This window comes from Acinetobacter soli, from assembly GCF_000760595.1.
Taxonomy (GTDB): domain Bacteria; phylum Pseudomonadota; class Gammaproteobacteria; order Pseudomonadales; family Moraxellaceae; genus Acinetobacter; species Acinetobacter soli.
The window spans coordinates 210,270-229,101 of the sequence record NZ_BBNM01000002.1; the positions used below are offsets into that span (position 1 = coordinate 210,270).

An 18,832-nucleotide genomic window follows, 5' to 3' on the forward strand; every position below is an offset into this window, starting at 1 on the left:
ATCGACTCATTTTCCTCATGAGCGCCTTGATATTGTCTGACAATCTTTGTGACTTAAAGTTGAGTTCTGCTGTTGGGTTGTTATTGTTGAGGCATATTTCGCTACTTTTTTGTTGATCTTCAGATTCACCTCATGTTGCGCTCTGGTTTTATTATTGAAATGACAATACCTAAAGCAAAAACAATAGGCGTAAAAAAACCTCCCATCCAGGAGGTTTTTTTATTTCAGTTTTACTTACAAACTTTTTACTTAGAACCTTTGATGCCGGCTTGGAGCAACAAAGCACCTAGGCCGCCAATTTTTTGTTCTTGAGGCTTTTCTTGCTTAGCACGCTGTGGCTTTTTGCTCGAATCGCCTTGACGTGCAGCCTGCTGTGGACGCTTATGCTGTGGCTTACGCTCAGGACGTGGCTCATTATTTTCGCGACGTGGCGCACGCGCAGCTTTCGCCGGCGCTTCTGAACCTTCAGGACGCATACTTAAATTGACACGCTTACGCTCAACATCGACCTGAATCACTCGAACTTGTACGATCTGACCCGGCTTCACCACTTTGTGCGGATCCGAGACAAACTCATTCGCCAGTTCAGAAATATGCACCAGACCATCCTGATGGACGCCGACATCCACAAATGCACCGAAGTTGGTGACATTGGTCACTACACCTTCAAGCTGCATGCCTTCAGTGAGCTGTGCCACTTCGGTTACGTCATCACGGAATTTGGCTGTGCGGAATTCTGGACGTGGATCGCGGCCCGGTTTTTCAAGCTCTGTCAGCACATCTTGAACGGTTGGTAAACCAAAGGTGTCATCGACAAACTCATCTGCTTTGATCTGGCGAATAATTTCCGAATTACCGATCAGGTCTTTTACAGTCGTGGCTTTGGCTTGTACCATTTTTTCCACCAAACCGTAGCTTTCTGGATGGACAGCAGACGCATCAAGTGGTTCAGAACCATTCAAGACACGCAAGAAACCTGCTGCCTGTTCAAAGGTGCGCTCACCCAAACGTGGTACATTTTTCAACGACTGGCGGTTGTCAAAACGGCCATGCTCTTTACGATATTCCACAATTTGCTGAGCAATCGCTTTGTTTAAACCGGCGATGTAACCCAAAATGGCAGACGATGCGGTATTCACATCGACACCCACGGCGTTTACGCAGTCTTCAACCACCGCATCGAGCGTTTTTGCGAGACCCGTCTGATTGACATCATGCTGATACTGACCCACACCAATCGATTTCGGATCGATTTTTACCAGCTCCGCCAATGGATCTTGTAAACGACGGGCAATAGATACGGCACCACGAATCGATACATCCAGTTCAGGCAATTCTGCTGCTGCCAGCTCGCTTGCCGAGTAAACCGATGCCCCTGCTTCACTGACTGTTACACGTGTCAGTTTAAGATCGGTATTGGCAGCCATCATTTCAGCAACAACGGCTTCAGTTTCACGGCTTGCTGTACCGTTGCCAATTGCAATCAGATCCACATTGTATTCACGGCACAAGCGTGCAAGCTCGGCAATCGAGCCTTCTTTGTCTTCTTTAGGTGCAAATGGGTAAATGGTACTGTGCGCCAATACATCGCCCGCTTCGCTGACCACAGCCAGCTTTACACCGGTACGAATACCAGGGTCGACACCTAAAGTGGTGCGACTGCCCGCTGGTGCAGACAATAATAAGTGACGCAAGTTTTCTGCAAATACCTGCATGGCTTCAGCTTCGGCTGCAAGGCGTTTTTCGGTCAGCAAAGAATGCTCGATTTGCGGACGAATTTTACCTAACCAGAACAGTTTTGCCGTTTGCTTTAAAAAATCTTGACGGGCTTGTGGCTGTACTTGATCCAGATTGTATTCGGTTTCAATGCGTGCCAAAGGTGCATCGTCTTGTCCGTCTACCTTAAGGCCCAACACATTTTCTTGACGACCGCGTAGCATGGCAAGTAAACGGTGTGAAGGAAGTTTGTTTAAGTTTTCAGAAAACTCAAAGTAATCACGGAATTTTTTACCAACTTCTTTTTTCTCATCAGAAGCCACCGTACTTTTGAGGCTGGCCGTCTTGGCGAACAGGCTTTTAAGCTCTGTGGTCAAGGCAATGTTTTGTGCCCAGTCATCAATAATAATATGTTGCACGGCATCGAGCTGGCTCTCGGCATCTGGATAATCGGTATGCTCAAATCCAGCCAGCGCCTCTGTCGGTTCAATTTGCTCGGCAACAATGCGCTCTGCTACTGGCCCAAGACCGGCTTCACGTGCCTTGAATGATTTACTGGTGCGCTTTGGACGATATGGCGCGTAAATTTCTTCAAGTGCATTTTTGGTTTCGGCAGCGTTAACACGTGCCAATAAATCATCGGAAAGTTTGTTCTGTTCTTTTAGCGACTCAATGACTTTTTCACGACGTTCATATAAATCACGCAGATAAGACAAGCGTGTGTCGAGTTGGCGTAGTTGCGTATCGTCTAAGCCTTGCGTGACCTCTTTACGGTAACGGGCAATAAAAGGAACACTGGCACCTTCATCAATTAAACGGATGGCAGCTTCTACTTGGTTTGGACGTACGGCAAGCTCGCTTGCCAACTGCTGAACTAAGTCAGTCATCGTGTTCGATTCCACAAGGATTAAGTTTAAAAGCACTGATTATAAAGACCGAGACTATAAAATCCACACTTGTTTTACTTATTCAAAACGTTTTTTTGAATCATGCGCTGGGTTTTGACAAAAATTCGAATCAATTACAGTACATTTATTCTATTTAATAGGTCTGATCGGTCACTCAAACAGATGTGATATTTTGCACATTTAATACATCATTTACGGGCTGCTGTTTTATTTTAAGGAATCTGGCACCGAACGTACAAATTTCATCAACTTGTCACTTGTAAAAACAGTCACTTAGAGGCATAAATACAAAGAATGGTGAACAGGGATTAATCTGGAATATTCATGAAAGATATACAGTGCATCAAATGCTTTTAAGATGTTGTTTTTTGGTTTCAAATTTCGCCGAAAATTGTAATTTTGAGCAATTTGATACATAGTCTAAACAAGAATATCGGCATTATACTGCATTGATCCAATAATCTATAAATTATGACTTAAATAAAGGGAGTACATCATGAGTTTAGTTGTACCTGCTGAACATACTGAAACTGTACATAACGACACCGATCGCGTCGAACGGATTCTTGTCGTCGATGACGATGTACGTTTGCGCACCCTTTTGCAACGCTTCTTGGAAGACAAAGGTTTTGTTGTTAAAACGGCCCACGATGCAACTCAAATGGATCGTTTGCTTCAGCGCGAATTATTTTCTTTAATTGTTTTAGATTTTATGCTTCCAATGGAAGACGGTTTGAGTATCTGTCGTCGTTTACGTCAGTCTAATATCGACACCCCGATCATCATGCTGACTGCACGCGGCAGCGACTCTGACCGAATTGCAGGGTTAGAAGCTGGTGCAGATGACTATTTGCCAAAACCGTTTAATCCAAACGAGCTACTGGCACGTATCCGTGCGGTACTGCGTCGTCAGGTTCGTGAAGTGCCGGGCGCCCCAAGTCAGCAAGTTGAAGTGGTGAGCTTTGGCCCATGGTCACTCGATCTTTCTACACGCACCCTGACTCGTGAAGGCCAAGTGGTGACACTTACCACAGGCGAATTTGCAGTCTTGAAAGCCTTGGTGCAACACCCACGTGAACCTTTGACCCGTGACAAACTGATGAATTTGGCGCGTGGTCGTGAATGGGGTGCAATGGAACGTTCAATCGATGTACAGGTTTCACGTTTGCGCCGCCTCATCGAAGACAACCCAGCACGCGCACGTTATATCCAAACCGTGTGGGGCGTGGGCTATGTATTTGTTCCAGATGGTGCAGAATAAGGCATAATTTAGACTTAGGATGATTGAGTGAAGCTCGACCCCATCGACCCGCAAGCGTATACCGATTACGTTGCGTATTCCGAACGTAAACGAACCCGATGGGAACGCTTTCTCGACAAAATTAAACCGCGTTCAGCTGCAATGCGCACCACGGTGCTGGTGCTGTTCGTGGTGGTGTTTAGTCTGATGATGTCGCTGTGGTTTTTTTGGCGCACCTTATATTTGCCTGAAATCCAGCAACATGCGCGCTATCTGGCTGTCGAGCTAGAACTGGTGAATAACCCCGACATTCGTATTTTCCATCGTGATGTTGAGGTTGATGTCGATACATGGCTTAAAAACAGAGTCGGAATCGAGTACGTTACAGACCCCAAAGAATATCCCAATGTCCGCGACAAAGTGATTGCGGATTTCTTTACCAATCATGTTGAAGATAAACTGGCCAATGAGCTAAAAGTCGATAATGTCATTGTGTATTTCCAGTTTAAGCCAAGCCCACGTATCTGGATTCAAACGCCAGAAATGCACGGCAATTGGGTTCGTGAACCCTTAAAAACCTATGCCAACTATAGCCCTGAGCTGGTGTTTGGCTGGCTACTTGGCGTTCCGCTTCTGTCTGCCATTATTATTTTGACTTTGGTGCGTCAGCTTAACCGCCCACTGCGCCGCTTACAAAATGCAGCCAATGCCTATAGTAAAACCGGTAAGGCGCCCTATTTGGGCACCAACCACGGTCCATTAGAAATTCGTCAGGTGAATCAAGCGTTTAATCATATGATTTATACACTTGAGCAAACCGAACGTGATCGGCAAATCATGCTGGCGGGTATTTCCCACGATTTACGTACGCCGCTCACTCGAATTCGTTTGACTGCCGAAATGCTACCCGATGAGTTTTTACGAGAAGGGCTGGTCTATGACGTCGATGATATGGACGCCATTTTAAATCAGTTTATTTCGTATATGCGCGATGGCTCCGACGAAGAACTACGCGACACCAATATTAATATTTTGCTGCAAGAATTGGTGGTTCAATTTAAACCACTCGAGATTCACTTCGAAGCACAAGATGTTCCGATTATTCCTGCACGTAGCTTGTCGCTAAAACGCCTGATTGCCAATCTGATTAACAATGCCAAACGCTATGGTGCAGAGCCAATCGAGCTGACCGCACAGGTCGAAGGCGATCATATTCTGATTATTGTTGCCGACCACGGCGAAGGTATTCCAGAAGATCAGATCGAAGAACTGATGCAACCCTTTGTCCGCGGTAATTCAGCGCGAACAATTCAGGGCAGCGGTTTGGGGCTAGCAATTGTCAAACGGATTGTCGATATCCACCAAGGTGAGCTACTGATTCATAATCGTCCTGAAGGTGGGCTCGAAGCGCGTATTTTATTGCCTCTTCCAAAGCATTTAACCCCTGAGCCACTACCAGCCAATCCGATTGAAAAAATTAAGCAAAGTTTCTCAGATCGATTTTAAGCCGAACATATTTTCAGCAGGCCTGTTTGAGTCGCTACTTATTTCTCAATGTTATTTTCTAGATAAATAAATGAGTTAGGCGTACATCACAAAACGTGATTATTGTATTTTTTTCAAAAATTAGACCTTAGCCTAACACGGCGTCAAAAGTAAACGAACAACGGTACAATCTGGCATGTGAACTAAAACAGATTGAGAGTAAACCCATGTCTTTAGATCGTATCCGATTGGCCTCATTACACAACAAAGTGATTAGCGCAGATGATGCTGCAGCATATATCCAAGACGGCATGACTGTAGGTATGAGCGGATTTACTCGTGCGGGAGAAGCGAAAGCGGTCCCACAAGCTTTAGTTGAACGTGCAAAACAAAACCCGTTAAAAATTACATTAATTACGGGCGCGAGTTTAGGGAATGACCTCGATAAACAGTTAACCGAAGCGGGTGTATTGGCGCGTCGCCTACCCTTCCAAGTCGACAATACCTTACGTCGTGCCATTAATAATGGCGAAGTAATGTTTATTGATCAGCACTTGTCTGAAACAGTTGAACAAATGCGTAATTTACAGCTCAAACGCCCAGACGTTGCTGTAATTGAAGCCATTGCGATTACTGAAGATGGCGGCATTATTCCTACCACTTCTGTTGGAAACTCTGCAAGCTTTGCCATCTTTGCTGAAAAAGTGATTGTTGAAATCAATACCTCTTTAAGCGAAGCGTTCGAAGGCTTACACGATATTTATATTCCGTCATACCGTCCAACACGTCAGCCAATTTCACTGACCAAAGTAGACGAACGAATTGGTACCAGTGCCATTCAGATCGATCCTGCAAAAATTGTCGGGATTGTATTTAACGACACTGCGGATTCGCCATCGACTGTGACACTTCCAGATGATGAAACTCAAGGCATTGCCAACCACCTGATCGCTTTCTTTGAAAAAGAAGTGGCTGAAGGTCGTTTACCCCAAAATCTCGGCCCTCTTCAAGCCGGGATTGGTTCAATTGCCAACGCCGTACTGACTGGCCTGAAAGATTCAAACTTTGAAGATTTGGTCATGTACTCTGAAGTACTTCAAGACTGTACCTTTGAATTGATCGATGCTGGAAAAATGAAGTTTGCATCGGGCAGCTCGATTACCCTGTCGGCGAAATGCGGTGAAAAAGTGTTTGGCAACATTGAAGCCTACAAAGACAAGTTGGTACTTCGTCCGCAAGAAATCTCAAACCACCCTGAGTTGGTACGTCGTTTAGGGATTATCGGCATCAACACTGCACTTGAGTTCGATATTTACGGTAACGTCAATTCAACGCACGTGTGTGGAACCAAAATGATGAACGGCATTGGCGGTTCGGGCGATTTTGCACGAAATGCACACTTGGCTATCTTTGTCACCAAGTCGATTGCAAAAGGCGGTGACATCTCGTCGATCGTCCCAATGGTGTCGCATGTCGATCATTCTGAGCATGATGTTGATATCTTAGTGACCGAGCAAGGTCTGGCCGATTTACGTGGTCTGGCACCGCGCGAGCGCGCTGTGGCGATTATTAAAAACTGTGTTCACCCACTGTATCAAGATGCGCTTAATGACTACTTCAACCGTGCATGTGCTAAAGGCGGACATACGCCACACCTGCTACGCGAAGCATTGTCTTGGCATGTAAATTTTGAAGAAAATGGACACATGCTGGCCATCGAGCCTGAAGCCAAATCTGCTTAAGCCTTCCTTTTTTTTACCCAAAGCACTCTGATCACAGGGTGCTTTTTTTATACAAAAAAAAGGCTTATCAAGTGATTTCTTTTCTTTTATCTTAAGGCTTAAACATCACCACAAGAAGAACAACCCATGTTTATGATTCGCCAGTTTAGCCATACCGATATCGAAGATATTGTCAGTTTATGGGAGCTTTGCGGGCTGAGCCGTCCGTGGAACAATGCTGAAATTGATATTTTCCGTAAAACTGAACAAAACGATGGGCTATTTTTAGTGGCTCTTCGCGACGAGCAACTGGTAGCGACCGTCATGGGCGGTTACGACGGCCACCGTGGTTGGATCAGCTATCTGGCCGTTCATCCGCAGTATCAGCGTCAGGGCGTTGCCACTGCACTGGTTCAGCAACTAGAAAAGCGTCTGATCGCGCGTGGCTGCCCCAAGGTCCAGTTGCTGTTACGCAAGGACAATCTGGATGTACAAGGCTTTTACGATGAATTGGGCTACGAAGAAGTCGATGCCATTTGTTTAGGTAAACGACTGATCTCGGATTAGAGTATCGAACTAACATGCTCTTGGTGGGTTATTAGCGTACCTGTACACCCACACGTAGCAGCACTGGAAAGCGCACCTCAACGATCTGATTCAGATCGGCGCAAGCTGCATTTAGCTCCTGTAATGGATCTGTACCTTTTTGCAAAATATAATGCTGAACAGCAGACCATGTGCCTAAATACTGTATTAATTGCTTAAAACTCCAACGCAAGCGAATGTCAAAGTTCGGCATCTGGATTTCCTGAAATGGAAATGGAATGGTACGGTAATGCTGATCGATATAACGCCGCTCTGGATCCCAATGCCCTCTCAAGGTGTGATGATACAACTGCTGAATCTGCATATGGAACAAGGGATCATCCACCTCAATCAGTCCATATCCAATAATGGCAAAAATGCCACGGGGTTTCAGGGTACGCTTTACCTCGGCATAAAAGGCCTCAAAGTCAAACCAGTGTACGGCTTGCGCCACAGTAATCAAATCAAAGCAATGGTCGGGAAAGGTGGTTTTTTCGGCAGGTTGAACCTGATAACTGATGTTGTCGTAATATTCGGCATGATCGAGCTGGCTTTGACTGATGTCTGTGCCGACCACCTGCTCAAAATAAGGTGCCAGCATATGCGTGAGCTGGCCCGAACCTGCACCACAATCCCATGCCAGATCACGCGTATGCACGTAACTTAAGAGATGCTGAAGCATGGCTTGCGGATATATCGGTCGAGCTTGCTGGTAACGCCGACTGTCCAGTGAAAATAAATCCTTCACGCCTGATTGTCCTTATATTTTATTCTTCCTGTATAGCGCTACTATAAGTGAAAATTTTTACAGGCAAGCTAAAATTGTCAGACAAAAAAAAGCCCCTGATCGAATCAGAGGCTTTTTTGAATATGGTGGCGTGAGGCAGGATCGAACTGCCGACACACGGATTTTCAATCCGTTGCTCTACCGACTGAGCTATCGCGCCGATGGGATGTATTAAGCCGTATCTGTCGGCATTAGTCAACAAAAAATCGTGATTTTTTAACTAACTGCGTAAAATTTCGCCCAAAAAAAATCCCTGATGGGATCAGGGATTAGAAACTTTCAAATATATGGTGGCGTGAGGCAGGATCGAACTGCCGACACACGGATTTTCAATCCGTTGCTCTACCGACTGAGCTATCGCGCCGATGGGGCGTATTAAACAGGTTTCGTCATCAAAGGTCAAGTCAGTTACGCGTTTTTTTATTTAAGCGGCTATTTTTAAACCAAACCACTCAATAAATGGCTCCGATCAAGTCGATAGTTTGCCAATATGCGCCAAACAGCGGTGAATGGCCCCACAGCCCGGCTCAAAACTGTTTACACCTTTTTCTTCTTCAAGGCGGCATGCCTCGCTGACCAAGCGCTCGGCGACACCTCGGCCACGATTGGCTGGATGCACCACCACATATTCAAGAATCTTGCTTTCTCCTTGTCCTGTACACCAGATTGCACCTATAATCTTGCTGTTAAATTCGGCTGTATAAACCGTGGTATACTGAGCCAGATTTTGCTCTAATTGTTCAACTGCATCTTGCCCGTCACCAAATTCAGGACTTGTATCGTACAGTCGCTCAAGCTGGGTGCGCATTTCTTCGTTTTCGAGTGAAGTATAAGCATGTACGGTTATAGGCATTGATTAACCCTCCTGAGCAAGCGATGGTGCTGTCACTTTTTTTGTCACAGCGAATTGATCTTTATATTCATCATTTTTGACGTTTTTTGAGGAACGTGTCCATGACAGAACGTATCAGTGAAGTGGTAAGAAATACCAATGAGACCAAGATTCGAGTTCGTTTGAACCTCGACGGATCGGGTCAGGGTACACTGAACACTGGAGTTCCATTTTTAGACCATATGATTGATCAAATCAAGCGACATGGACTATTTGATATTGATATTCACTGTGATGGCGATCTGGAGATCGATGACCATCATACTGTCGAAGACTGTGGTATCACCTTAGGCCAAGCCTTTGCACAGGCTTTGGGAGATAAAAAAGGTTTACGTCGCTACGGTCATTTTTATGCACCGCTCGATGAAGCCTTATCGCGTGTGGTGGTCGATCTGTCTGGCCGTCCGGGTCTGTTCATGGATATTCCGTTTACGCGCGCTCGCATTGGCAGCTTTGATGTGGATCTGTTTTCCGAATTTTTCCAAGGCTTTGTCAATCATGCCCTGATGACACTTCATATCGACAATCTCAAAGGTAAAAACAGCCACCACCAAATCGAAAGCGTATTTAAGGCCTTTGCCCGTGCCCTGCGTATGGCCTGTGAAATCGATCCGCGTGCGGCAGGTACCATTGCATCGACCAAAGGGAGCCTGTAATGACCCGTGTAGCCCTTCTCGATTATGGTATGGGAAATTTACACTCTGCGGCAAAAGCGCTTGAGCATGTGGGGGCTACGGTCGATGTGACCAATGACCCGAAACTGATTGCCAAAGCCGATAAAATTGTCTTTCCGGGTGTTGGTGCAATGCGTGATTGTATGCAAGGTATGCGTGATGCCGGTATTGACGAAGTCGTGCGTCATGCTGCATTTAATAAACCGGTACTGGCGATTTGTGTGGGCATGCAAGCTTTGCTTGAGCGTTCGGAAGAAAATGGCGGAGCGGATGCGCTGGGTATCTTTGAAGGTGTAGTGAAGCACTTCCCCGATATCGATGGCCTTAAAGTACCGCATATGGGCTGGAATCAGGTCCATCAGGGCGATCCGAGCCATCCAATGTGGAACAACATTGAGCAAGATGCCCGTTTTTATTTTGTGCATAGTTACTACGTTGAGCCAAAGCAGCACGACGTGATTGCAGCAACCTGTGACTATGGTCTGCAATTTTGTACGGCAATACACAAAGACAACCTGTTTGCCACGCAGTTCCACCCAGAAAAAAGTCATACCGCAGGCTTGCAACTGCTCAAAAACTTTGTGGAATGGAACATCTAAACCTTTTTTAGCCACTTCGCCTAAGATCAGGCGAAGTGGCAGCAATAACATTTTTGAATCGTATGTTTGACTATATTTTTAATGATTAAATCATTTCCATAACAATAGCATTGATGAAAAGGCCTATAAAAATGACGATACCTGATAATACTCCGCCTGCCCTACCTGGCAGCATTGATCACCCTTTAAACTCCCGAGGCCGTATGGGCCGTTTGTCCTTTGCAGCATGGAGCCTGCTCTCTACCATTTTGGTGGTGGTTGCCGTTCTGGTTATTAGTCTGATTTTTACAAGTTTTCCTTCTGAGTCGACGGCCGTGCAATTGATCAGCACGTTATTGCTGATTGCCTGCTATGTGGTGTTTTTATTTTATAGCTTTATTTTTATGATCCGCCGACTGCACGACCGTAACCACAGTGGCTGGTTGTCTCTGTTGTTTATTGTGCCGCTGATTAATGCAATTTTGGTGCTGTATTTACTGTTTGCCAAAGGCGATGCAGGCGCCAACCGATTTGGTCTGCCACGTGGCACACCGGGTTGGGAAAAAGTATTGGGCTGGATGTATCTGGTGCTGTTGCCGATTCTGTTTATTGTTGGCTTTAGTACCAGCATGTTCAGTTCGTATCAAGAATATACCGAGCGCGCGACGGTGTTTCAGCCAGATACATTGCCAATCCAGCATTCAACACATTCGACACGTTTAAGCAGCTGATTTCGCGAAAAACCGATACTTATGGGCTTAGCGATTTGCAATTAGTTTGTTAAGATGGATCAAATTTTAGTTACATGATGATGCAAGGAACGAAAACATGCTGATCATCCCTGCAATTGACCTGAAAGATGGTAAATGTGTTCGCTTAAAACAAGGCCGTATGGAAGACGATACCGTTTTCTCTGACGATCCGGTGGCAACGGCACAGCATTGGGTCAATGAAGGCGCGCGTCGCTTACATTTGGTCGATTTAAACGGCGCTTTCGCAGGTACGCCAATTCATAAGCCTGTCGTTGAAGCGATTGCCAAAGCTCAGCCTGAACTGCCAATTCAAATTGGTGGTGGTATTCGTTCACTTGAAACCATTGAGCATTATCTCGATGCTGGCGTTTCTTTTGTGATTATTGGAACCAAAGCTGTGCAAGAGCCTGAGTTTGTCGAGCAGGCTTGCAAACAGTTTGCCGGTCATATCATTGTGGGCATCGATGCCAAAGATGGCATGGTGGCAACCGATGGCTGGGCCAATGTGACCAACGTGAAGGCCACCGATTTAGCCAAACGCTTTGCAGATGCAGGCGTATCAAGCATTGTCTATACCGATATTGCGCGTGACGGCATGATGCAAGGCGTTAACGTAGAACAGACCGTTCATTTGGCGCAGTATTCTGGCCTACCTGTGATTGCCTCAGGCGGTGTGACCAATCTGGACGACGTGCGTTTGCTCAAAGGCCAGCCGGGAATTTTAGGTGCCATTACTGGTCGTGCCATTTATGAAGGCAGTTTAAGTCTGCGTGAAGCACAGCTATTGCTGGATCAAAACGTACTGAACTAAAAATATTAGTACAAAAAAAGATGCCCCTTGAGGCATCTTTTTTTTGCTATTACTGTGTACTTATCCATTGGTCCACGGCTGTGCCGGTGAGCCGATCCAGGCCGATTGTGCCGGAATTTTTTCGCCTTTCATGACCAAGGTCAGTGGCCCAAGTAAGCTTTGATCGCCCACCTCAGCATTGTACAGCACGATACTGCGACAATGTACGGTCACATGCTGCCCAATTTCCACACGACCGATTTTCATGATGCGATCTTCAAACAAATGTGTTTGCGGCCCACTAAAGCTATTGAGTTCGCTGTAATCTCCAATCGAGACACAGTCAAATTCGGTAATGTCTGCGGTGTCCATATACACTTGCTTACCCACTTTAACGCCCAATAAGCGCATCAAGGCTGGGAGTAACGGCGTACCGCGCACATAGTTGAGGCAGTTTGGTATCGCGATCGATTCGTACAGGCTGGTAATGCCCTCACTTACCCATACAAACATGGTCCACATCGGGGCTGAACGCGGCGTATAACGACCAATCAATGCCCATTTCAGCAATACAATCACCAAGAAGCTGGCAATGCCGTACACCACACCAGACACCGCTAGAGTCAGTAACCCGATTGCCCAGCCCTGATGTACCACGTGGTCAATCACAGACAATACAATCATGTAACCCATGCCAATGGAGAAGGCCAGCGGCAATACAATGCGTAACCCTTCAATTATACCGCGCATGAAGCGACGACCAAGACTTGGACGGAAAGTAAGATGCTCTGGAAATTCACCAACCGATTCGCGCGCAGGCAAGCGTAGTGCAGGTGAACCAAACCAGGTTTCACCACTTTTTAAAACATCGTGCTCTGGAATTTTCGACTGCACGCCAATCAGTACGCCATCTGGCAAGCTTGTGCCGTCGGCAATGTAAGCACTGTTGCCCACAAAACTACGGCAACCAATCATGGTCGGCTGCAATACCATCCAGCCGCGGCTAATTTCTTCATCACCAAGCATAACTGCATCGGCAATAAAGCTCTCGTCACCCAATGACAATAGTTCAGGCACCACACCGGTTGCAGTCGAGACTTCGCTGTCACGTCCAACCTTGGCACCCATAAGGCGAAACCAGGCAGGTGCATAAATCGTGGCAAAGAGGCCGTGAAGGGTTTGCAAACTGGTTTCAAAAATCTGGGTAGCAAACCATTTACGATAATAAGTACCACTGTGTAACGAATAGGTACCTGCTTTTAAATTCGGCAAGATCACTTTTCGTAGCAGTGCAGCAAAGAGTGCGGTAAACACCACCATGACCGCACTGGCCGGAATGGCAAACAGGAAGTAACGGAACGCGGTAGACACACTGTTGGATGCCTGCAAAATACCGTGAAAGTAGTTCACATCAAACCAATCGACCAAAATAAAACTTGGGAAAATCGGAATGAAGAACAAGCAGCTAATAAATACCACGCTCAAAGCGTAATAACCCAGCTCTACTACTTTACGCCCTGCCGATGCTTGGGCACGTGAAGGCAAATGCGCAACATCTAACTGCTTGCTATAGCGTGCTGGTGCACCATCCCACACTTCAAAAGCGGGCACGGTTTTACCGTTACTTAAGGCAGAGAGCGCATTTAAATGGGCGTACTCTTGCAGTTCGGTATTTTCTTCAAGCACACTGTACGAACCGACATAGCTTTCTTTTTGCAGGCGGATCTTGCCGAGTACCAACTGCCCTTGCTCAATTTTGGCATTTTCCAGATTCACCTGCGAACCCACACTGACCCCATCTTCAATGGTTAACAGATTAGGCATACGGATATGCACCGATCCGATATGAACGTTTTGTCCAATCTTGGCACCCAAAGCTTTCAGATACAGATTATTGAGTGTTGAACCTGCCAGCAAATAATGCGGCGCAATGCCTTTTAAACGATCGGCCAACCACCAGCGGAAATACGTTTTGCCCCAGAGTGGATACTGGCCCGGACGAATGCCTTTTAACAGTAAACGACTGCCCACAATTGAAATGGCAAAACTGAGGATCAGGCTAAGTACGTATACACCGAGCGAAATACCCATGGCGCGAAGCACGCTGTCACCCGGACTTCCCGTAAAGTAATGGTAGCTAAAAAATGGCGCCAGCCATTGCAAAATGGTCAAGCCAATCAAGACTGGAATCACCATCATTTGTGCCACACCACAGCGGATACGTTTGGCATTATCGATATGATAGGCTTTGACTTCACGCATTTGCTGCTGCTTGGCCTGTTGCAGCATAAACTGACTGATCGCGCCGACTTTACGAAGCTGGTAAATATTTTGAATGGTCATTTGTGCATATTGCGGATATTCACGCAAATGCGAGGTTAAAACGGCAGCCAGTAGCGAGTGCCCACCTAAATCATCAAAAAAATCTGCCGAAAGCTGAATGGCCTGATTCGGAAAAATTTTCGCCAGACAATCAAATAAAATCTGTTCGGCTTCGTTTTGTGGCTCGTCAGATACCGCGCTATCGATGTGCTGACTTAACTCCAGTTTGCGCAGCGCGTTACGATCAATTTTACCAGAAAGTAGGCGTGGTACCTGATCGACCAGTTCAAAGCGATTCGGCACCATGTAGGCCGGTAAGCGTGCTTTTAAATAGGCACGAATGTCCTTCACCTGAATGCGGTCTTTTTGTTCCTGATCGAGAACAATAAAAGCCACCAACTGGTCCATATCGTCGTCACGGCGCAGCACCACGGCCGCGGTTCCGATGCCGTTTAAATCACACAGGCTGGCTTCAATTTCACCCAGTTCGACACGAAAGCCACGAATTTTGACCTGATCATCGGCACGGCCAAGGCATTGAATCTGTCCGTTTTCATCCAAACGCGCCAAATCACCAGTACGGTAAAGTTTAAGTTCGTGCTCGTTGTTGGCCCACGTGTTTTGAATAAATTTTTCTGCTGTAAGTTCCGGCCGCCCAAGATATTCACGTCCGACACTTGGCCCAAAAACACACAATTCGCCCACTTCGCCCTGTGGCACCAGCTCAAGCTGGTCATTGAGTACCAACATCCCGTAGTTCGGTAATGGCACCCCAATGGTCACCGGTTCGTTGGCATAGACCCGTGCCAGACTTGAAGTAACCGTAGTTTCTGTAGGTCCGTAGGTATTAAAAATCTGGTGATGCGGTAAATCCCAACGTGCAACCAGTGCTTCGGGGCACATTTCACCGCCTAAATTGATAATCCGAAGGTTGGGTACATCTTCTGGAAATAAAGCCAGTAAGGTTGGAACTGCATGCAGCACCGTGATGTTGTGCTGCTGTAGCGCTTTACATAAACGCTCTGGGTCGGTTACCAGATCTTTGGGGGCAATCCAGATGCTGGCCCCCACCAGATATGAAATCCAGACCTCTTCAAAAGACATATCAAAGGCAACTGAAAAGCCTTGATAGACTTTATCGTCATGCCGAACTCCCAGCACTGAGTTTTCAGAACGTAAGAAATGACAAATATTGGATTGTTCAATCACAATCCCTTTGGGTTTTCCGGTCGAACCCGAAGTATAAATAATATAGGCCGGATCGGAGCGCGCCGCACGCTGCATCACAGGCGGAAAATTCGTTGGCTGGTTCAGCTCGGCCACAGGCCACACGGTCTGAGCCAGTTGGGTCAATTGTGCTGCCCAGTCTGTGCTGGTCACAATTCCCTTGGCTTGTGCATCGTCTAGACAGACCTGAATGCGCTCGACAGGTACATCCATATCGAAGGGTAGCCATGCCGCGCCTGCCTTACAAATCCCGGCTTGTGCGATTAACAGATCGGCACCGCGCGGTAGCCACAACCCCACAATATCACCAGCCCGAATACCGCGTGCGATCAGTTGCTGCGCAATCTGATCGGCTTGTGCTGCAAGCTCTGCGTAGCTGATCTGACGATCTTGATCGATTAAGGCAATATGCGTCGGGTACTGTGCTGCCGTGGTGTCTAAAATATCTGAGAGAACCTCAGCCTGGATAAAGTCGGGTCGCTGTTCGCCACGAATGACTGAAGGAATATGAATTATTGCGTTCATAGGATATCCAAATGTTCGCCATCGATTGTATTTATCGTTCATTTTGCGGAACAAAATTGAGGATAAACCCCGTGGTCGATCTGCTGCGGTTAATATCAGCGCATCACCACAAACAAGCACCCAAGAGTTTTATTTATTCTTTAGGCAGATTGTTCAGGTTTTATACTAGGCAAGATTGCTTAATTCAGAATTAAAAAAATTACCTGTTTTTTTAATCTGATTTTAAGCTTTCATATTCGATTATGAATAAGTAAATGTATTTTATTCAATTTCAAAAAGATCAAAAATAATCATGGAGAACGCTTTACAAAATCTGTGTAATTATTTACGCGTGTCAAACGTGTAGTGTTCAGTGGTTGCTTTTTTTGCATCGGCTAACAATTGGTCTAGATTGATCACCTGATCGGCCAGTGCTATGCAATCTTGAGCATGCGTCACCATAACAACACTAGGCACTTGTTTTAAAATAAAAAACATAACGTGTGCTGCTGTTTCAGCATCTAGGGCGGATGTCGGTTCATCGAGCAACAATACTTGAGGTTTTGCCAACAATGCCCGTAATAAACTGATGCGCTGTTTTTCTCCACCTGAAAGATTTTTAGTTATATCCTCTAAAGGAGTATCTAAGTCGATATTATTTTTTTCTAAAATCTTGTCGAGTTTGAAGTCTTTTAACCATTGTAATAATTCATGATCAGAATAAACATAATGACTATTATAAATTAAATTATCTCGCAAACTTCCTGAAAAAATAACTGCATTTTGCCCAACAAAAGCCACCTCATTAAATATGTCTAAAGCAAAATCTTGAGAAATATCTAAATCTTTATAATACAACCGACCCGACTCAAGCTTGGAGAGGCCAATTAAATAATGCAACAGCGAGGTTTTACCGCGTCCTGTTTGTCCGATAATGACATAACGTTTATGCGCATGAATCTCCAGATTAAAATCTGATATTTTCTGTTTGCCCAGCATCAACGTGGCATTGAAAAAACGATACAGTACCGGAGCAGCATGATTTCCAATGCGCTGGTGCTGATAATTTTCATGTGGTAGATCAAAATACTGTCGATAAATTTTTAATGCCACGACATTGCCATTCACACGCATCAGGCTTTGAGAAATCATTAAAAAGGGCATGGTTAGCTGAATGATATAAGTACTGACTAAAACAAAATCCCCCGAAGTGATTTGTTGAGTTTGAGAAATATAGGCGGTATAGAGCATAAATCCGAATAGGAACACAAATACAAAAAACACCTGTAGCATCATTAAAATGCCAATATGCAGATTGGTTCCTTTAATTACCTTACGGTACTGCGCTAAAGTATGTGCAAGACGTTTTTGCTCGAAAGCCTGTGCATGTTTAATTTTAATTTCATAGCTTTGCGAGACTTTTTCCAGTATCGCCTGATTAATCTTGTTTCGCTGTGCATACATGCGGTCAAAAATATGACTGCTTTTTCGACTTAACCCAAAAGAGGTGACAAACGCGACCAAAACAGCCAGTACAAAAAATAAGCTAAAGGCGGCATTAATGGTTTTAAACAGCACTACAAAAATAAAAGAGAGCTGCAATACAATTGGCCCGAGCAAGATAAAAATTGAAAAGGTCATTTCATTGATCGCACTGCCACCACGCTGTAAATCCGTGATGAAAGATGCCACTTCAATCTCATCTTGCTGAGATTTTGGCAATGTTAAAAAATTTTCAACTCCCTTGGCCATTAAGGAGGTTTCAAAATTCACCGACATCACCATGCTGTACAGATTTTTACCCCAACTGAGTAATTGAGACATAAGCCATGCCATGGCATAAGCAATGACCAACAAATACAGCAGTTTAATTTCAAATAGAGAACGAATCTGCAAGCTTCGATTTTGCTCAACCTGATCAATCAGCAATTTCATTAAATAAGGAAATAGCGTTTCAAAGAAAGCCACCAGCAAGACCAATACGAACATGCCGATAAAATCCCACTTTAAGCGCGGGTGCTGCTGTACACTGATTTTGCAGGCAAAAATATAATTTGCAATCGGTTCGAAATTACGAAGAAACTTCATCATGCTATTATTTTAATTTAATCGTTATTGAGTAGACCTTCAGTCACGATCTGAATATTTTTTATTAGATACATCCAGATATAAGCAAACTGAATGAATGCAGAAAAAAGAGTCTGAATACACTCTTTTCTCTGCGAGTGCGATGAACAATTAAAGATACATCGCCTTATTGTCATTTAACGCAATCAAACCACGAATTGCACGGTAGACAATCCAGATCCACGAAAGACCAATCACCGCCACACAGAAGGTACTCGCAGACAACGCCACGCCAGCAAATAGATTGTCGTTATTGCCTGTGAAAAATAAAAAGAAAAATGGCACAAAGGCAATAATATTCCAGAACAGATACCACCAAAAGGTACGGATCTGCCATGTAAAGTGCGAGGCAAGCCAAGTGCCTTCTACATCCTGACGCTTCACATAATTGATAATGAGCGCGATAATGGCCAGTAAGCCGGCACTAAAAATTGCAGCAATATATAAAATATAAAGGACCAGTGTGAGGGTTTTATTAGATTGAAGTTGTTCAGCAGGAAGATTCATACGTCACCTTTTCGTTT

14 protein-coding genes and 2 tRNA genes are annotated in these 18,832 nt (G+C 45.3%); 8 read left to right on the plus strand and 8 right to left on the minus strand.

Going from position 1 to position 18,832, the window contains the following annotated elements:
* Positions 1 to 245: 245 nt before the first annotated feature.
* Positions 246 to 2,603, minus strand: a complete 2,358-nt coding sequence (locus Aso01_RS03390; protein WP_004934152.1) for a Tex family protein — start codon at positions 2,601 to 2,603, stop codon at positions 246 to 248.
* 517 nt (positions 2,604 to 3,120) lie between these two features.
* Between Aso01_RS03390 and ompR the strand changes: the two genes are divergently transcribed.
* The 4 genes from ompR (at position 3,121) to Aso01_RS03410 (ending at position 7,637) form a co-directional block, all read left to right on the plus strand.
* Positions 3,121 to 3,885, plus strand: a complete 765-nt coding sequence (gene ompR / locus Aso01_RS03395; protein ID WP_004934149.1) for an osmolarity response regulator transcription factor OmpR — start codon at positions 3,121 to 3,123, stop codon at positions 3,883 to 3,885.
* 27 nt (positions 3,886 to 3,912) lie between these two features.
* A complete protein-coding gene (locus Aso01_RS03400) occupies positions 3,913 to 5,370 on the plus strand; it encodes an ATP-binding protein (RefSeq protein ID WP_004934146.1) in 1,458 nt (485 codons plus the stop codon).
* A gap of 206 nt (positions 5,371 to 5,576) precedes the next feature.
* Positions 5,577 to 7,091 (plus strand): succinyl-CoA:acetate CoA-transferase ScpC, encoded by a 1,515-nt coding sequence (gene scpC, locus Aso01_RS03405; protein WP_004934143.1) that lies wholly within the window; start codon positions 5,577 to 5,579, stop codon positions 7,089 to 7,091.
* Positions 7,092 to 7,217: 126 nt separating this feature from the next.
* The gene (locus tag Aso01_RS03410) at positions 7,218 to 7,637 is read left to right on the plus strand and encodes a GNAT family acetyltransferase (RefSeq protein ID WP_004934141.1); all 420 of its coding nucleotides are present in this window, start codon (positions 7,218 to 7,220) and stop codon (positions 7,635 to 7,637) included.
* A 31-nt stretch (positions 7,638 to 7,668) separates the two neighbouring features.
* On the opposite strand, the gene Aso01_RS03415 is transcribed toward Aso01_RS03410, so the two are convergent.
* The 4 genes from Aso01_RS03415 to Aso01_RS03430 form a co-directional block, all read right to left on the minus strand.
* Positions 7,669 to 8,403, minus strand: a complete 735-nt coding sequence (locus Aso01_RS03415) for a class I SAM-dependent methyltransferase (protein WP_004934138.1) — start codon at positions 8,401 to 8,403, stop codon at positions 7,669 to 7,671.
* A gap of 123 nt (positions 8,404 to 8,526) precedes the next feature.
* Positions 8,527 to 8,602, minus strand: a tRNA-Phe gene (locus Aso01_RS03420).
* A 128-nt stretch (positions 8,603 to 8,730) separates the two neighbouring features.
* Positions 8,731 to 8,806, minus strand: a tRNA-Phe gene (locus Aso01_RS03425).
* 105 nt (positions 8,807 to 8,911) lie between these two features.
* A complete protein-coding gene (locus Aso01_RS03430) occupies positions 8,912 to 9,295 on the minus strand; it encodes a GNAT family N-acetyltransferase (protein WP_004934135.1) in 384 nt (127 codons plus the stop codon).
* A 101-nt stretch (positions 9,296 to 9,396) separates the two neighbouring features.
* Here Aso01_RS03430 and hisB point away from each other — a divergent pair, with 101 nt between their 5' ends.
* From hisB to hisA, 4 genes are all read left to right on the plus strand, one after another.
* Entirely contained in the window at positions 9,397 to 9,990 is a 594-nt protein-coding gene (gene hisB, locus Aso01_RS03435) for an imidazoleglycerol-phosphate dehydratase HisB (protein WP_004934134.1), read from the plus strand.
* Positions 9,990 to 10,607: an imidazole glycerol phosphate synthase subunit HisH gene (gene hisH / locus Aso01_RS03440; RefSeq protein WP_004934131.1), complete on the plus strand. Its 618-nt coding sequence runs from the start codon at positions 9,990 to 9,992 to the stop codon at positions 10,605 to 10,607. The genes hisB and hisH overlap by 1 nt, the downstream gene beginning before the upstream one ends.
* A 131-nt stretch (positions 10,608 to 10,738) precedes the next feature.
* A complete protein-coding gene (locus Aso01_RS03445; protein ID WP_004934129.1) occupies positions 10,739 to 11,317 on the plus strand; it encodes a DUF805 domain-containing protein in 579 nt (192 codons plus the stop codon).
* A gap of 97 nt (positions 11,318 to 11,414) precedes the next feature.
* Entirely contained in the window at positions 11,415 to 12,149 is a 735-nt protein-coding gene (hisA, locus tag Aso01_RS03450; protein ID WP_004934127.1) for a 1-(5-phosphoribosyl)-5-[(5-phosphoribosylamino)methylideneamino]imidazole-4-carboxamide isomerase, read from the plus strand.
* Positions 12,150 to 12,209: 60 nt separating this feature from the next.
* On the opposite strand, the gene Aso01_RS03455 is transcribed toward hisA, so the two are convergent.
* The 3 genes from Aso01_RS03455 to Aso01_RS03465 all read right to left on the minus strand — a co-directional run bounded on the left by Aso01_RS03455 (position 12,210) and on the right by Aso01_RS03465 (position 18,815).
* Entirely contained in the window at positions 12,210 to 16,202 is a 3,993-nt protein-coding gene (locus Aso01_RS03455) for a Pls/PosA family non-ribosomal peptide synthetase (protein ID WP_004934125.1), read from the minus strand.
* A 321-nt stretch (positions 16,203 to 16,523) separates the two neighbouring features.
* Positions 16,524 to 18,272 (minus strand): ATP-binding cassette domain-containing protein, encoded by a 1,749-nt coding sequence (locus Aso01_RS03460; protein WP_004934123.1) that lies wholly within the window; start codon positions 18,270 to 18,272, stop codon positions 16,524 to 16,526.
* 147 nt (positions 18,273 to 18,419) lie between these two features.
* On the minus strand, positions 18,420 to 18,815 hold the full coding sequence (locus tag Aso01_RS03465) for a DUF4870 family protein (protein WP_004934122.1): 396 nt from the start codon (positions 18,813 to 18,815) through the stop codon (positions 18,420 to 18,422).
* Positions 18,816 to 18,832: the final 17 nt, after the last annotated feature.

Coding starts and splice junctions, on each gene's coding strand:
- Aso01_RS03390 (WP_004934152.1), bottom strand. CDS start 2,603: ATGACTGACTTAGTTCAGCAGTTGGCAAGCGAGCTTGCCGTACGTCCA.
- ompR (WP_004934149.1), top strand. CDS start 3,121: ATGAGTTTAGTTGTACCTGCTGAACATACTGAAACTGTACATAACGAC.
- scpC (WP_004934143.1), top strand. CDS start 5,577: ATGTCTTTAGATCGTATCCGATTGGCCTCATTACACAACAAAGTGATT.
- Aso01_RS03410 (WP_004934141.1), top strand. CDS start 7,218: ATGTTTATGATTCGCCAGTTTAGCCATACCGATATCGAAGATATTGTC.
- Aso01_RS03430 (WP_004934135.1), bottom strand. CDS start 9,295: ATGCCTATAACCGTACATGCTTATACTTCACTCGAAAACGAAGAAATG.
- hisB (WP_004934134.1), top strand. CDS start 9,397: ATGACAGAACGTATCAGTGAAGTGGTAAGAAATACCAATGAGACCAAG.
- hisH (WP_004934131.1), top strand. CDS start 9,990: ATGACCCGTGTAGCCCTTCTCGATTATGGTATGGGAAATTTACACTCT.
- Aso01_RS03445 (WP_004934129.1), top strand. CDS start 10,739: ATGACGATACCTGATAATACTCCGCCTGCCCTACCTGGCAGCATTGAT.
- hisA (WP_004934127.1), top strand. CDS start 11,415: ATGCTGATCATCCCTGCAATTGACCTGAAAGATGGTAAATGTGTTCGC.
- Aso01_RS03455 (WP_004934125.1), bottom strand. CDS start 16,202: ATGAACGCAATAATTCATATTCCTTCAGTCATTCGTGGCGAACAGCGA.
- Aso01_RS03460 (WP_004934123.1), bottom strand. CDS start 18,272: ATGATGAAGTTTCTTCGTAATTTCGAACCGATTGCAAATTATATTTTT.
- Aso01_RS03465 (WP_004934122.1), bottom strand. CDS start 18,815: ATGAATCTTCCTGCTGAACAACTTCAATCTAATAAAACCCTCACACTG.